This is a genomic window from Streptomyces sp. NPDC050704 (assembly GCF_040654355.1).
Lineage (GTDB): Bacteria > Actinomycetota > Actinomycetes > Streptomycetales > Streptomycetaceae > Streptomyces.
The window spans coordinates 1-13,785 of sequence record NZ_JBFAHW010000184.1 but is presented as its reverse complement, the minus strand read 5'-3'; the positions used below and the strand labels follow the sequence as shown (position 1 = coordinate 13,785).

The 13,785-nt window shown below is 69.6% G+C and carries 13 protein-coding genes and 2 pseudogenes; 9 read left to right on the top strand and 6 right to left on the bottom strand.

What is annotated here, in order from left to right; translation table 11 throughout:
- Positions 1-394: pseudogene (locus AB0I18_RS49100) on the top strand (cytochrome ubiquinol oxidase subunit I); the annotation flags it as partial.
- Entirely contained in the window at positions 391-750 is a 360-nt protein-coding gene (locus tag AB0I18_RS49095) for a hypothetical protein (RefSeq protein ID WP_363112358.1), read from the top strand. The pseudogene AB0I18_RS49100 and the gene AB0I18_RS49095, both read left to right, overlap by 4 nt.
- A gap of 43 nt (positions 751-793) precedes the next feature.
- Here AB0I18_RS49095 and AB0I18_RS49090 read toward each other — a convergent pair whose 3' ends face one another.
- Together AB0I18_RS49090 and AB0I18_RS49085 are read right to left on the bottom strand one after the other, a co-directional pair.
- A complete protein-coding gene (locus AB0I18_RS49090; RefSeq protein WP_363112360.1) occupies positions 794-1,114 on the bottom strand; it encodes an antibiotic biosynthesis monooxygenase in 321 nt (106 codons plus the stop codon).
- 60 nt (positions 1,115-1,174) lie between these two features.
- Positions 1,175-1,552 (bottom strand): annotated as a pseudogene (locus AB0I18_RS49085) (RidA family protein); the annotation flags it as partial.
- Positions 1,553-1,624: 72 nt separating this feature from the next.
- Between AB0I18_RS49085 and AB0I18_RS49080 the strand changes: the two are divergent.
- Positions 1,625-2,533: a LysR family transcriptional regulator gene (locus AB0I18_RS49080; protein ID WP_363112357.1), complete on the top strand. Its 909-nt coding sequence runs from the start codon at positions 1,625-1,627 to the stop codon at positions 2,531-2,533.
- Here AB0I18_RS49080 and AB0I18_RS49075 read toward each other — a convergent pair.
- Positions 2,530-3,294 (bottom strand): NAD(P)H-binding protein, encoded by a 765-nt coding sequence (locus AB0I18_RS49075; RefSeq protein WP_363112356.1) that lies wholly within the window; start codon positions 3,292-3,294, stop codon positions 2,530-2,532. The genes AB0I18_RS49080 and AB0I18_RS49075 overlap by 4 nt on opposite strands.
- Before the next feature lie 104 nt (positions 3,295-3,398).
- On the opposite strand from AB0I18_RS49075, the gene AB0I18_RS49070 reads away from it, so the two are divergent.
- The 3 genes from AB0I18_RS49070 to AB0I18_RS49060 all read left to right on the top strand — a co-directional run bounded on the left by AB0I18_RS49070 (position 3,399) and on the right by AB0I18_RS49060 (position 5,856).
- Positions 3,399-4,283 (top strand): sigma-70 family RNA polymerase sigma factor, encoded by an 885-nt coding sequence (locus AB0I18_RS49070; protein ID WP_363112355.1) that lies wholly within the window; start codon positions 3,399-3,401, stop codon positions 4,281-4,283.
- Positions 4,284-4,352: 69 nt separating this feature from the next.
- Positions 4,353-4,529: a hypothetical protein gene (locus AB0I18_RS49065; protein ID WP_363112354.1), complete on the top strand. Its 177-nt coding sequence runs from the start codon at positions 4,353-4,355 to the stop codon at positions 4,527-4,529.
- A gap of 94 nt (positions 4,530-4,623) precedes the next feature.
- The gene (locus AB0I18_RS49060; RefSeq protein ID WP_363112359.1) at positions 4,624-5,856 is read left to right on the top strand and encodes a glycosyltransferase; all 1,233 of its coding nucleotides are present in this window, start codon (positions 4,624-4,626) and stop codon (positions 5,854-5,856) included.
- 74 nt (positions 5,857-5,930) lie between these two features.
- On the opposite strand, the gene AB0I18_RS49055 is transcribed toward AB0I18_RS49060, so the two are convergent.
- Positions 5,931-6,593 carry a TetR/AcrR family transcriptional regulator gene (locus AB0I18_RS49055; protein ID WP_363112353.1) on the bottom strand — a complete coding sequence of 221 codons (663 nt, stop codon included), beginning with the start codon at positions 6,591-6,593 and terminating at the stop codon, positions 5,931-5,933.
- Between the two features lie 156 nt (positions 6,594-6,749).
- Between AB0I18_RS49055 and AB0I18_RS49050 the strand changes: the two genes are divergently transcribed.
- Positions 6,750-8,000: a YncE family protein gene (locus AB0I18_RS49050; RefSeq protein ID WP_363112352.1), complete on the top strand. Its 1,251-nt coding sequence runs from the start codon at positions 6,750-6,752 to the stop codon at positions 7,998-8,000.
- 7 nt (positions 8,001-8,007) lie between these two features.
- Here AB0I18_RS49050 and AB0I18_RS49045 read toward each other — a convergent pair whose 3' ends face one another.
- Both AB0I18_RS49045 and AB0I18_RS49040 read right to left on the bottom strand, forming a co-directional pair.
- Positions 8,008-9,870 (bottom strand): cellulase family glycosylhydrolase, encoded by a 1,863-nt coding sequence (locus tag AB0I18_RS49045; protein WP_363112351.1) that lies wholly within the window; start codon positions 9,868-9,870, stop codon positions 8,008-8,010.
- A gap of 87 nt (positions 9,871-9,957) precedes the next feature.
- Positions 9,958-11,964, bottom strand: coding sequence for a translation factor GTPase family protein (locus AB0I18_RS49040; RefSeq protein ID WP_363112350.1), 2,007 nt, complete (start codon positions 11,962-11,964; stop codon positions 9,958-9,960).
- A 273-nt stretch (positions 11,965-12,237) separates the two neighbouring features.
- Between AB0I18_RS49040 and AB0I18_RS49035 the strand changes: the two genes are divergently transcribed.
- Together AB0I18_RS49035 and AB0I18_RS49030 are read left to right on the top strand one after the other, a co-directional pair.
- Positions 12,238-12,735 carry a (2Fe-2S)-binding protein gene (locus tag AB0I18_RS49035; protein ID WP_363112349.1) on the top strand — a complete coding sequence of 166 codons (498 nt, stop codon included), beginning with the start codon at positions 12,238-12,240 and terminating at the stop codon, positions 12,733-12,735.
- The coding region (locus AB0I18_RS49030) for a molybdopterin cofactor-binding domain-containing protein (RefSeq protein WP_363112348.1) at positions 12,732-13,785 on the top strand (1,054 nt) is incomplete at its 3' end. The genes AB0I18_RS49035 and AB0I18_RS49030, both read left to right, overlap by 4 nt.

Below are 13,785 nucleotides of genomic sequence, written 5' to 3'. Positions count from 1 at the left end.
CTGGACGCTGTTCATCGGCTTCCACGGCACCTTCCTCGTCCAGCACTGGCTGGGCACGAACGGAATGCAGCGCCGGATTCCCGACTACCTGGCCGTGGAAGGCCTGACGGTCCTCAATACGGTCTCCAGTATTTCCTCCTTCGTCCTCGGCCTGTCCCTGCTGCCGTTCTTCTACAACATCTGGAAGACCGCCAAGTACGGCAAGAAGATCGAGGTCGACGACCCGTGGGGTTACGGCCGTTCACTGGAATGGGCGACGTCCTGCCCGCCGCCGCGGCACAACTTCCTCACGCTGCCGCGGATCCGTTCCGAATCCCCCGCCTTCGACCTGCACCACCCCGAAATCGGCGCCATGGGAGTGGAGTTGCCCACGACGGAGAAGGCTCTTCGATGACCGCGATGGACAACCGGCCGATCGACGCCGGCGCCCTGATCAACGCGCTGGAAGGCCATCTGCTGATCGAAGCCACCCGCAGCGAGGGGCGGGTCGAAGCCGACCGTTTCACCGGGCAGTTCCGGTGGCTGACCGACACCCAGCGCGCAGAGGTCGAGGAGCGCTATGCGGAGGAGTACCTCGCGCTCTCCCGGCTTTCCTGGCAGCGCACCGCCCGGCGTGGCAGAGAACTGCGGGCCGAGTACGAGGAGGCGTACCGCAAGCTGCGCCGGCGCGTGTATGCGGTATGCCTGCTCGGGATCACGCTCTGCACCTCGGCGGCCATGCTGGTCGCTTCGCTCGGTCGAGGCGGCTGAGGCGCTGAGGCGGCTGAGGCGGCAACTGGCGTACTGCGGTTGGTCAGTCTGCTGTCGGGCTCTGCGCGTCCTCCGCTCGCGTGAACCCGTGGCTCCGCTCCACTTTCGCCACGTGCAGCGAGTAGCTCTGGTACCACTCGGCCTGCCCGAGTTTTTGCGCCGCGCGGTGCTCGGCGTCGGTCCGCCACTCCGTGAGGGCGTCGGCATCGCGGAAGTAGCTGACGGTGATGCCCAGCCCGCCAGGGGTCTGCGCGTGGTCCATCCCCAGGTAGCCGGGGATGTCCTTCACCAGGTCTTCCAAGCGCGCGTTGGTCTCGCTGTAGTCGTTCTGGTCCTGGGTTCGCACTGCGGTGAAGACAGCCACGTAGTAAGGGGGTTCATGGGCCTCGACAGGCGTGACAGGCGCGATCGGCGCTTCGGAGGCCCTCCGCGCGTACACCTCGATCTCGATCTTCATGCGGGGGTCGGCGAGGCCGCACACGAGCATCGTGGCGGCCGGCCGGACTTCGCCGAAGCAGCGGCGCAGAACCGGCCAGCAGAGCTCGAAGTCCTCGCGGTCGGGCAGCAGATAACGGACCCGCACCACGTCGGCGAAGGTGCACTCCGCCTCGGCCAGCGCGGCTTCGATGTTGCGCAGGCACTGCTCGGCCTGCTCCACCACGTCGTCGGAGATCGTCATCGTGGCGTAGTCGAACCCGGTCGTTCCGGACACATGCACCCAGTCGCCGTCGACCACGGCACGGGCGTATCCGATCCGCTCCTCAAAGGTCGAGCCGCTGAGGATCGCACGTCGCTCTGTCATGCGCCGAACGCTAAGTGACCAGCATTGATACGTCTAATACAGCTGCGGGCATGGTCTGATATCTCTAAGCGTATGGAGCGCCCCGAACTCCCCCTGCCACAGCTGCACGCTTTCGTCGTACTCGCGGAGGAACTCCACTTCGGCCACGCGGCCGCCCGCCTGGGCATTGCCCAGCCACCGCTGAGCCAACAGATCCGCCGGCTGGAAGACAAGGTCGGCCACGCGCTGTTCAGCCGCGATCCAGGACGCGTCACCCTCACCCCGGCAGGCCGAGAGCTGCTGCCCGCCGCACGGCGGGCCCTCGCCGACCTCGCGGACGGCCTGGCCGCGGCCCGCGCCGTCGGCAGTGGTCGGGCCGGCCGCCTGCGGATCGGCTTCGCAGCCTCCCTCGCACTGACCGTCCTGCCCGGCCTGCTGCGCACCTTCCGGCAGCAGTTCCCCGACGTGCTTCTGGACATCCACGAGATGACCACCGCGCCGCAGATCGCTGCCCTGCACGACAAGATCATCGACATCGGTCTGCTGCGCGAACCTCCAGCCGACGAAACAGAGCTCGGCTTCCGGACGGTGCTCAGCGAGCCGTTCGTGGCCGTACTGCCGTCCACCCACCCGCTGGCCGCCCAACGGACCGTGAACCTCGCGCAGTTGGCGGAGTCACCCTTCGTGCTCCTGCCCCGCCCGGTCGGCCCGCAACTGCACGACCAGATCGTCACCCTCTGCATCGCAGCGGGATTCACACCCCAGGTGGCCCAGCACGCGGTGGAGTGGCAGACCGTGTGCGCCCTCGTGGGAGCCGGCCTGGGCATCTCCGTCGCCCCGGCGAGCATCCGACGCATCCGCCTCAAAGGCGTCGCCTTCCGCGGGATCAAGCCCAGCGCCGCCCGCACGCGAGTCGCCGTCGCCTGGCGCAAGAACGACCAGAACCCCCTGGTCGCAGAGCTACTGGCGACGGCCGGCAACGATCCGGCGGACAGGTCCTAGCCGACCCGCTCCGCCAGGAAGTCCTCCCAGGTCCGGTTGCCCACGGTGGTGTCCGCGAGGGAGAGGTTGTCGCCTGCCCGGTACACCCGGCCGGCCTTTCCCGGCATGCGGACCGGCAGCAGGGGGCGGCGCTTGCCGCGGGCCTTCAGGTATCCGTGGAGCAGGTCGGCCATGCCGTACACCGTCGGTCCGGTCAGGTCGGGGACCCGGCCGGCCGGCTTGTCGAGGGCGAGTTCCACGAGTCGGGCCGCCACGTCGCGGGAGTCGACCGGCTGGAACCGGAGTCCGCCCGGAACCGGTACCACGGGCAGCTTCGCCATCCCCCGCACCATTTTCAGGGCCAGGTCGTGGAACTGGGCCACGCGCAGTGTCGTCCACGGCAGACCGGAGCCGGCCACGGCACGCTCCGCGCCCAGCTTGGACCGGAAGTAGCCGAGCGGGATCGTGTCCGCGCCAGTGACCGAGATGTAGACCAGGTGCCGTACTCCGGCCCGTGACGCGGCAGCCACCAGGTTGCGGGTCGCCTCGTCGTCGCCCTTGGGGCCGCCCGCAAGGTGCAGGACGGTCTCCACTTCTTCCAGGGCGGCGTCGATCCCCTCGCTCTTCAGGAGGTCGGCGGTCACGTACTCGATGCCGTTGTCCCCGGACTCGCGGCTGTGCCGGCTGAGGACGCGTACGTCGCGGCCGGCCGCCCGCAGGAGGGGGACCACGTGGCTGCCCAGGGTGCCCGTGCCACCGGTGACCAGGATGGGAGAGGTCATGGTTCCTCCGAATTCGCTCGGTCCGGGAGTCGGCCGCCCGGTACCTTCAGCTGGGTTTTCGCGGATCTGCTGCCATGACCCCGGGCGACGAAGGAATGTGACACGTGGACGAGCTCGACTGGCTGACAGAGGGCTTCAGCGAGCACCGGCCCCGGCTGCACGCGGTGGCCTACCGGATGCTCGGCTCGGCCAGTGAGGCGGACGACGCCCTTCAGGACGCCTGGTTGCGCGTCGGTCGCGCCGACACCGACAGCGTGGAGAACCTCGGTGGATGGCTGACGACGGTGGTCGCCCGCGTCTGCCTCAACATGCTGCGATCCCGCGAACACCGGCGCGAGGAGCCCCTCGACGCGCACGGTCCTGACCTGGCTCTCGGCCCGGTCGACGGGCGTGATCCCGAGCAGGAGGCGCTGCTGGCCGACTCAGTCGGGGTGGCGCTGCTGGTGGTGCTCGACACGCTGGCGCCGGCCGAGCGGCTCGCCTTCGTGCTGCACGACATGTTCGCCGTGCCCTTCGACGAGATCGGCCCGATGCTGGAGCGGTCGCCGGCCGCGGTCCGACAGCTCGCGAGCCGGGCCCGACGCCGGGTCAAAGGGGCCTCTCCGCTGCCTGCCGCCGACCTGAACCGTCAACGCCGGGTCGTCGACGCCTTCCTGGCCGCCACCCGCGGCGGGAACTTCGACGCGCTGGTCGCCCTGCTCCACCCGGACGTGGTGCTCCACGCCGACAGGACGGTCGTCCCCACGCCCGAGCCCGTTGTGGTCAGCGGTGCGCGAACCGTGGCCGAGGGCGCCATGGCCGCCACCGGACGGGCCCGGTTCACCGGTCCTGTACTGGTGGACGGGTCGGTCGGACTCGCGATGGCTCCCCATGGACGGCTGTTCCTGGTCCTCGCCTTCACGATCACGGACGACCGGATCACCGAGATCGACGTGATCGCCGACCCGAACCGACTGCGCGCGCTGGAGCTCGCTGTTCTCGACGACTGACGAAGCTCGGCCTCCAGTCCCGCGACGTAGAGTTGGGCGGAAGAAGTCGACCGAGAAGGGCGGGACGTCATGGCGAACCCCGAAGAGGTTCAGGATGCCGCGGAGGCGGCGCGTCAGGCTCGGTTCGGCAAGCTGCCTGAGCGGATAGCGCCGGAGGACACCGTCCAAGAGGTCCCGGCCACGGATCCGGACCCGGCTAAGGACACGTACAACCCCGACGAGTGGCTCATTCGTAACGTCGGCTGATCCGACAGCTCGACAGCTCGGCGAGAAACACGGCGCCGGCAGCGGGACTCGTCCCCCTGTCGGCGCCATACTGGCCGTCGTGCGAGTAGCGATCATGACGGCGGGGTCACGGGGCGACGCCGCGCCCTATACGGGACTTGGGCACGGTCTGGCGCGCGGTGGACACGAGGTCACCGTGGTGACCCACGCGTGTTTCGAGCCGTTGGTGGCGGCCGCGGGGGTGGGATTTCACCCGCTGCCCGTCGATCCGCGGGCGGAACTGGAGTCCGTACGCGGGCTCGCCCTGCATCGCAGTGGCACCGGTGTCGGGAAGCTGGCCCGGGTGGTCGAGATGGCCAGGTCGCTGGTGGGGCGCATGACGGACGATCTGGTGGCGGCGGCGGGGGCCGCCGATGTGCTGCTGCTGTCCAGTTCGCTCGGGCCGCTCGGTCATGCCGTCGCCCAGGGGCACGGGCTGCCGAGCATGGGCGTCTATCTCCAACCTCTGGCCCCCACAGGGGAGTTCGCCCCGCCGGTGATCGGCACCCGCTCCCTGGGGCCGGCCGGTAACCGGCTCGCGGGGCGTGTCGTCAACGTCGCCGTGGAGAGCATCTTCGCCGACACGACTCGGGCGCTGCGAGCTCGACTGGGTCTGCCACCCCTCGGTTCGCGGGCCGCCCGGCGGGCCCGCGAGCGGCTCGACTGGCCGGTCCAGCACGGCTTCAGCCCGCTGGTCGTGCCCCGGCCCCGCGACTGGCGACCGGGGCTGGGTATCGCCGGGTACTGGTGGCCGTACGACCTTGAGCCCCAACTCCCGCGTGGGCTGGCGGACTTCCTGGACGCCGGGCCTCCCCCGGTCTTCTTCGGCCTGGGCAGCGCGACCGTGCCCGATCCCGGGCGGCTGAGCACGGAGGTCGTACGGGCCCTGCGTGCGGCCGGAGTCCGGGGCGTCGTCCAGCGGGGCTGGGCCGGGCTGAGCGCCACCGGTGACGACATGTTCACCGTGGACGAGGTCCCGCACTCGGCGCTGTTTCCGCGGCTGGCCGCGGTGATCCACCACGCGGGCGCGGGCACCACCGCGGCCGCGTTGCGGGCCGGTGTGCCGGCCGTGCCCGTGCCGATCCAGTTCGACGAGGCGTTCTGGGCCGCCCGGCTCGTCTCGCTCGGGGTGGCCCCAGGGGTGGTTCCGCTGCGGAGGCTGACCGCCGACGCGCTCGGGGGCGCCGTCGCGCGTGCCGTCACCGACCCGGTGTACGCATGCCGTGCGAAGGCGCTGGCCGGGCGGCTCCGGGACGAGGACGGAGTGGGTCCCGTCCTGGCCGCCGTGAACCGGCTGGCCGGAGGCTAGGGGCTGAGGTCTGAGGCTTCGGGCCACACCGGCGCGGGCCACCGGGCCCTCCGGGCTCTACCGGGACAAGGAACTCAAGCCTCCGCCGGACGCCAGCCGGCCGGGCGCAGGATTCCCAGGAGCAGCCCGACGAGTTCGTCCACGACCTCGTCGAGGCTCGCCTCGACCCAGCCGGAACTCCAGTCGTGCAGCAGCCCGTTCACGCTGCCGATGAACGCCGCCGCGGCGACCCGGTAGTCGCGGGGCGCGGCCTCACCCCGCTCCACGGCGGCAGCCGCCTCGGCGCAGATGAACTCGATCCAGCGGGCACGGCGGGCCAGCCGCTGGCGCTCCAGTCGCGGGCTGACGCCGATGATCTCGACGAAGGTGATGCGCAGCCGGCGCGGATCGCCGGTCACGTTGGCGGCGTAGGCGCGGAAGGCCGCCGTGGCGCGCTCCGCGATGCCCTGTCCGTCCGCCTCGGCGAGACCGGACAGGGCGGCTTCCTCGGCCCAGTCGTTCACCTGGAGGTGGAGAGCGGCCAGGACGTCCTCAAGAGTGCGGAACTCCTCGTAGAACTGGCGGGTGGACAGGCCGGCGGCCTCGCTCAGGGCGGCGACGGTGGTGGCACGGTAGCCGGGGTCGTCACCGAAGAGCCCGAGTCCGGCGTCCAGAAATCTTTGGCGCCGCTCGGTCTTCCGCTCCTCGGCGGTCCTGCCCCCATAACGGCCGGTCGGCGCTCTGAGTCTGCCCGCCACTGGCTCTCCCTCGTTGGTCCTGTGGCCAATTTTGTCCTGTCCGGACTCTTGTGGAGAGTGGCCCCCTCTCCTTACTTTCCAGTAAGTCCATTCTGAACGTGCGCGTTTTCAGATTTTCCGCATTGTCATGCTCCCCACAAATAGGAGAGTTCGGTCATGTCCGCCTTCAGAGCCCGGCACGCCTGGTCCATCGCGGCCGCCCTCGTCCTGACCGTCACCGGCTCGGCCACCGCGGCCGGGGCGCCGACCGCCTCCGCCGATCTGCGGGAGGTGATGTTCGTCGGCAACAACTGGGACGGCACCGCCGACGTCATCAAGTCCAGCGGCGACCTCGCGAAGATCGGCCGGATCAACGTCGTCCCCGACAAGGAGCAGCGGCTGGCGGAGATCAACGCCGATCCCATCAAGTGGATCTACTTCCAGGCCATCCGCAACGGCGTCGGGGAGGGCCACGACCAGTTCGTCGACGACATGTACTCCACGCCGGACGGTTCGGCCATGGTGGTCTCGCGGCCCAGCTTCGCCGACGTGGTGTCCATCGACCTCGCCACCGGAAAGATCAACTGGCGCTTCCCGGTGTCGGGTTACCGCTCCGACCACATGGCGGTCTCCCCCGACGGCAAGCGGGTCGCGGTCTCGGCCTCGATCTCCAACACCGTGCACGTCCTCGACATCACCACCGGCAAGCAGCTCGGCTCGTTCAAGACCGGCGACAAGCCGCACGAGAACGTCTTCTCGGCCGACGGGAAGTACCTCTGGAACATGTCGATCGGCGATGTGAACACCGCCCTGGACGAGCCGTGGCTGGACTGGACGAAGGGCGACCGCCGCATCACGGTCGTCGACGCCACGACGTACGAGCAGGTCAAGGTCATCGACATGCGCGAGCGGCTCGACGCCTTCGGGCGGAGCGACCTGTCCGACGCCGTGCGCCCGGTCGCCTTCTCGCCGGACGAGTCGAAGCTCTACTTCCAGGTGTCGTTCTTCAACGGCTTCGTGGAGTACGACGTCGCCACCGACAAGGTCACCCGGGTCAAGACCCTCCCGAAGAACCCGGCGACCAGCGACGACCGTACGACCTGGGTCAACGACTCCCGCCACCACGGCATGTCCATGAGCCCCGACGGCAGCAAGCTGTGCGTCGCCGGGACCATGGACGACTACGCGACGGTCGTGAACCGGTCCACTCTCCAGGAGGGCCCGCTCGTCACCGCCTCGAAGCCCTACTGGGCCACGGTGAGCGGTGACGGCAAGTCCTGCGTCATCTCCGAGAGCGGCTCCGACCAGGTCACCGCCATCGACTTCGCCACCGGGAAGAAGACGGCGTCCGTGGCGGTCGGCGACCACCCCCAGCGCGTACGTCTCGCTCAGGTGGCGGCGGACTGGACCGGGCCCGCCGCCAAGTGACTCCCGCCTAACCGAGTTTCGTGGCGGCCCAGTTCGACAGCTCCGTCCGTGCGGCGCTCAGCAGCGCCGCGGACGGGGCTGTCGCGCCGTTGGTGACCAGGGCGTAGTGCAGGGTGCCCGAGTCCGGGGCGGTCAGCAGCAGCCGACGGCTGCCCGTACCGCCCGGCTCGGACGCGACCGCGATCGGAGTGGTCCTCGTGTACGCGGGCGGCGCGGCCGTCACGCCGAGGTCGGAGACCACCGTGGTGGACGAGGTCGGGAAGGACGCGGGCAGGTGCAGTTCGGTGGGTTCCGCGCTGCCGTCGGAACGCCACGCCAGGAGGCTGTACTGCCCGGAGCCCACCAGCTCGGCCACGCGCGGGAGTGAGCTCGGTACCGGGTTCCAGGTGAGGGTGGTGGAGCCGTCCCGCGAACGGTCCTCGTAGGTGAAGGCAACCGTCCTGCCCGCCGTGGCGCTCGGGTAGACGCGGTCCAGGAGCCGGGCGTCCTGACGCAGTACGGCCTTGCCCGAATCGTCGAGGCGTACGGCGGACAGGTCCTCGTCGTTCCAGGCGTCGCCGTGGGTGAGCACCTTGTCGGGGTTGCCGTTCATCAGCTCTTTGTGGCGGCCGTTGTAGATGTCCCACTGCCACTGCGAACCGGACAGGACGGGGCCCGACTGGGCCGGGTTGGTCCACCAACTGGCGCCCGGCACCCGGGAGTCGAGGGCCTGGTACATCGCCTTGAGGACGGTCGGCGCCTTGTCGGAGACGTTGCCCGCGAGCGGGTGGCCGAACTCGCTGATGATGCCTGCCGTGCCGGCGGCCGCGGCCCGGTCGCGCACGGTCCCGAAGTCGGTGGCGTACTGCCCGTCCCCCGCCTTGCCCCACATGAAGATGCCCGAGATCGCCTTCTGGTCGTAGAAGTGGGTGTTGAAGACGTAGTCCGGCCCGAGTTTGCCCGCGTCGAGCAGGCCGCCCTCCTGCTTCTGGAAGTCGAGGTTGGCGTTCCAGAAGAGGTTCGGCTCCACGAAGGCGGGCTTGTCCTGCCAGCCCGCCGCGTCCATCCGGGCCCGGAACTTCTCGTAGAACGGCCAGAGGACGTCCTTCTCCCAGGCTCGGCTGGTCTGGCCGGAGTCGTAGGTGCCCGCGTGCGGTTCGTTGTACGGGTCGAAGCCGACGACGCCCGCGAACTGGGCGTCACTCAGGTGCTGTTCGACGTACGCCATGGTCTTCTGGGCGGTGGTGAGGAAGGCGTCCTGGAGTCCGTGGGCGTTGTGCCAGAAGTCGTGCGACGCCTCGGTCACGGCGGCGTTCGAGGTGATGTTCTGGCCCCAGAAGGGGCAGATGCCGCAGTACTCGTCCGGGTAGTCACCGGCGTCCACGGCCCACTTGGGGGCGCCGTCACCCGTGTACCAGCTGTCGTGGTCGAAGAGGTGGCGTGAGTAGAGGTCCTGGTGGAAGTCCGGGTAGACCCGGATTCCGGCGTCCAGGAAGGCACGCAGCTGGTCGGTGGCGGCGGCCAGGTACGTGGTGTCGACCTGTCCGCGTACGGGTTCGGCGTACGCCCAGGAGAGCAGGAAGCGGACCGAGTTGCCGCCGCCGAGGGCGCGCAGCGCGGTCGCCGACTTCTTGGCGTCGGCGACCGAGGCGAACGGCAGGCCGTTGTTCTCCGCCAGTTTCGTCTCGCCGGAGACGTTGTAGCCGCGCAGCACGACCTCACGGCCGAGGCCGTCGGTGAAGCGGCCGTTCTGGACAGTGAGGGTCGCCGCGGCGGCCTGGTCGAACCAGAGGTCGTCGGGGAGGGCGGAGGCGGACTGGGCTCCAGTGGTCGTCAGAAGACCGGTGAGGAGTACGAGGACGCCGAGCAGATGCACACGCAACTTCGACATGCCCACAACAGTCCCGTGCGCATCTTTGGCCCGTCAATACTCCTGACTTGAGAGTAAGTCACGTTTTTCGCAGGGACGTTGTGGTGATCACCCGCTGACCCGGCGCGTCACGTTGAGTAGGTATTCCTTGCGGTTGAGCGGGTTGTGGTCGGTCCGCGGCCGCTCCGGCGCCGTGCCGCGCGCGACCGGTGCGTAGTGGTCGAAGGCGGATTCCAGTTCGCCCTCGCCGCGGGTCAGGCCCGGCAGTTGCTGCTCCAGTTCGTGCACCTGGGCCGCGGGGACCGACCCCTCCAGCACACACGACGTACTCCGCGTCTCCGTGGTCTGCGGCACGGCCCGCAGTCTGGCGAGGACGGGGAGAAGCGCGCCCAGTGTGTCGACGGGGGCTTCGAGGCGGAAGTGGTGCATCGGCTCGTACACGTGGGAACCGGCCTGCCGCAGGGCCTCCATCACGACGAGCGGGGTGAGTCCGCGGAAGTCCGCCCCCGTGCTCGACATGCTCTTGTCGAAGCCCTGGTGCGCGTGGCTCTGCCGGGGCGAGTAGCCGGAGTGCGTCATGGTGACCGTGCAGTCGGTGACCTGCCAGCCGTGGATGCCCTGACCGAGCGTCTCCTTCACGGTGTCCTCGACGGCCTTGAAGAAGGCGTACGGCATGGCCCCGAGCTCGACCTCCAGCCGGAACCCCACCCCGGAGCCGACCGGCGCGGGGTCGACGCGCAGCCCGACGGTGGCGAGGAACGGGTTGGGGTCCTTGCCGTTGAACTCGACCGCCGCACCGCTGCCGACGGGCCGTTCGACGCAGATCGTCGTCGTCTCCCGGAAGCCGACATCCAGGCCGAACTCCTCGGCAAGGGTCGCCTGGATGACCTCCTTCTGGACCTCTCCGTAGAGGGACACGGAAACTTCCCGGCGCCGCTCGTCCCGGCGCAGGTTGATCAGCGGGTCCTGCTCGGCGAGTTGGGTGAGCGCGACGTAGAGGGCGCCCCTGTCCTCGGGACGGCAGGGGAAGACGACCGTTTCCAGGGTCGGCGGGGAGAAGTGGTGCCGCCGGTCCCTGTCCGAAATCGGTGATACCCCAAAGGCATCGCCGATACGGATACCTCCGAGGCCCCACAGCTTCCCGATCCGCCCCGCGGCCACGGCCGTCTCCCGGACGTCCGAGCCCTGGTCGAAGACACTGATCGCGGTGACCTTCCCTTCCCCGCCGCCGTCACCGCCCCCGTAACCGTCGCCGAAGGACAGCCGGTCCCGGGTGCGTACGGTCCCCGAGAACATCCGGGCGTACGCGATCTTCTCCCCCGCGGGACCCCGCTCGACCTTGAAGACGGTGCCCGACACCGGGCCGTCCGGCTTCCCGTCGGCGGCCGGGAGCAGCTCCTTGATGCCGGAGATCAGCGCGTCCACGCCCGCACCCGTGATCGCGGAGCCGAAGAAGACCGGGTGGACCAGCGTCCTGCGGGTCTGCTCGGCGAGGGCGGCGCGGAGTTGGCCGTACGAGACGGTGTCGTCCTCCACGTATGAGGCCAGCAGGGCGTCGTCGTGGGCCGCAAGGACGTCGAGCATGCCGGTGGTGAACCCGGTGTGCGCGGTGGCGCGGGCGGCGCGGGTACCGGGTCCGTCGACCCGGCCCATCGGCACGATCGCCGGAGTGAGCCGCTCGGCGATGCCGCGCAGCACGCGGTCCGGGTCGGCACCGCGGCGATCGATCTTGTTCACGAAGATCAGCGTCGGAATGCCAAGTCGCCGCAGCGTCCGCAGGAGGACACGCGTCTGCGCCTGGACGCCCTCCACGGCCGAGACCACGAGCACCGCGCCGTCGAGCACGCTCAGCACCCGCTCCACCTCGGCGATGAAGTCCGGGTGTCCGGGGGTGTCGATCAGATTGACCGTGACGTCGTCGATCGCGAAGGAGACGACGGCGGACTTGATGGTGATGCCCCGCTGCCGCTCCAGCGCGAGGGAGTCGGTCCGGGTGCTGCCGTCGTCGACGCTGCCGATCTCGTCGATGACACCGACGGCGTGCAGGAGCCGCTCGGTCAGACTCGTCTTACCGGCGTCTACGTGCGCCAGAATTCCCAGGTTCAGCATGTGCACCGTGCGTCATGTCCTTTGAAGTGAGGGGGATTCCTTCCTGGGCGGACATGAACGGTGCTCGCATTGCTGCTCCTTGGTCTCTCTGAACTCTTTGATCTCTTCAGATCCCTGCCGACTGGTCCCCCGCAGTCCAGCAGGAAGCGCCGTGCGGCGGCAACGGATTAACGCTCAACAAATGCCTGCCGCGGCTCTCGCCCCTCCCCGAACGCGGTCCTAGAGTGACGCACATCACGTCCGGTGACTGATTTCCCTCACGGTTCCAAGGGAGGGCACATGACCCGCATCTCGGTGAAGGTGGACGGCACGACGTACGAGGACGAAGTGGAACCCCGTCTTCTGCTGATCCACTACCTGCGTGACCGGCTGGGCCTGACCGGCACCCCCATTGGCTGCGACACCTCCAACTGCGGGGCCTGCACGGTCGACCTGGACGGCGAGACCGTCAAGAGCTGCTCGGTGCTCACGGTCCAGGCCGACGGGAGCGAAGTGACCACCGTCCAGGGGCTTGCCACGAACGGGGAGTGGCATCCCCTGCAGCAGGCGTTCCACGAGCGCCACGCCTTGCAGTGCGGGTACTGCACCCCGGGGATGATCATGGCCGCGCGTGATCTGCTCCGCGAGAATCCGCAGCCGAGCGCGGACGACGTACGGCACGCCCTGGAGGGCAATCTCTGCCGCTGCACCGGCTATCAGAACATCGTGCGCGCGGTCCTGGACGTCTCGGGAGCCTCCGCGTCATCCGCGGCTTCCGGACAGGAGGTCACGACATGAGCGACCAGGTCACCGAACGCGAGGTCGGCCGCTCCCGCCTCCGCAAGGAGGACGCCCGGCTCGTCACCGGGCAGACCAACTGGACCGACAACATCAGCGTCAACGGGCTGCTGCACCTGGCGATCCTGCGCAGCCCGATGGCGCACGCCAGGATCGACCGCATCGACGTGTCGCCCGCGCTCGAACAGCCCGGTGTCGTCGCCGCGTTCACCGGACGCGATCTCGCGGAGGGGACGGGATCGCTGCCGTGCGCCTGGCCGGTGACCGAGGACATCGTCCTGCCGGACCACCCGGCCGTCGCGGTCGACGAGGTGCGGTACGCGGGCGATCCGGTGGCGGTCGTGGTGGCCCGCGACCGGTACGCGGCCGCCGACGCGCTGGAAGCCGTCGAGGTCGACTACGTGCCCCTGCCCCCGGTACTCGACCTGGAGGCCGCGCTCGCCGCCGACGCCCCGCTGGTCCACGAGGACAAGGGCACCAACCGCTGCTACGTCTGGCCGCTGGCCACGGGCGAGCCCTACGAGACGGTCAAGGGGCGCGCCGACGTCGTCCTGCACCGCCGCTACCTCCAGCAGCGCCTCATCCCCAACGCCATGGAGCCCCGCGCGGTGGTCGTCACCCCGCTCTCCGCGTCCGGCGAGTACACCGTGTACTCGTCGACCCAGGTCCCGCACGTCCTGCGGGTGATGCTCTCCACCGTCACCGGCGTCCCCGAGCAGAAGCTGCGGGTGATCGCCCCCGACGTCGGCGGCGGCTTCGGCTCCAAACTCCAGGTGTACGGCGAGGAGGTCGTCTCGCTCGTCGTCGCGCGGCGCCTCGGCCGGCCGGTCAAGTGGACCGAGTCCCGCTCCGAGGGCTATCTCGCCACCCACCACGGGCGCGGCCAGATCCAGGACATCGAGATCGCCGCGACCCGCGAGGGGAAACTGCTCGGTCTGAAGGTCGACCTGCTCGTCGACATGGGTGCCGGCGTCGAGCGCGGTGGGTCCGTCCTCGCGTACCTCAACCTCGTAGCCCTCCCGGCGCAGGGCGCGGGCCAGCGGCTCCGAG

Coding starts and splice junctions, on each gene's coding strand:
- AB0I18_RS49050 (WP_363112352.1), top strand. CDS start 6,750: ATGTCCGCCTTCAGAGCCCGGCACGCCTGGTCCATCGCGGCCGCCCTC.
- AB0I18_RS49095 (WP_363112358.1), top strand. CDS start 391: ATGACCGCGATGGACAACCGGCCGATCGACGCCGGCGCCCTGATCAAC.
- AB0I18_RS49035 (WP_363112349.1), top strand. CDS start 12,238: ATGACCCGCATCTCGGTGAAGGTGGACGGCACGACGTACGAGGACGAA.
- AB0I18_RS49060 (WP_363112359.1), top strand. CDS start 4,624: ATGACGGCGGGGTCACGGGGCGACGCCGCGCCCTATACGGGACTTGGG.
- AB0I18_RS49065 (WP_363112354.1), top strand. CDS start 4,353: ATGGCGAACCCCGAAGAGGTTCAGGATGCCGCGGAGGCGGCGCGTCAG.
- AB0I18_RS49045 (WP_363112351.1), bottom strand. CDS start 9,870: ATGTCGAAGTTGCGTGTGCATCTGCTCGGCGTCCTCGTACTCCTCACC.
- AB0I18_RS49075 (WP_363112356.1), bottom strand. CDS start 3,294: ATGACCTCTCCCATCCTGGTCACCGGTGGCACGGGCACCCTGGGCAGC.
- AB0I18_RS49080 (WP_363112357.1), top strand. CDS start 1,625: ATGGAGCGCCCCGAACTCCCCCTGCCACAGCTGCACGCTTTCGTCGTA.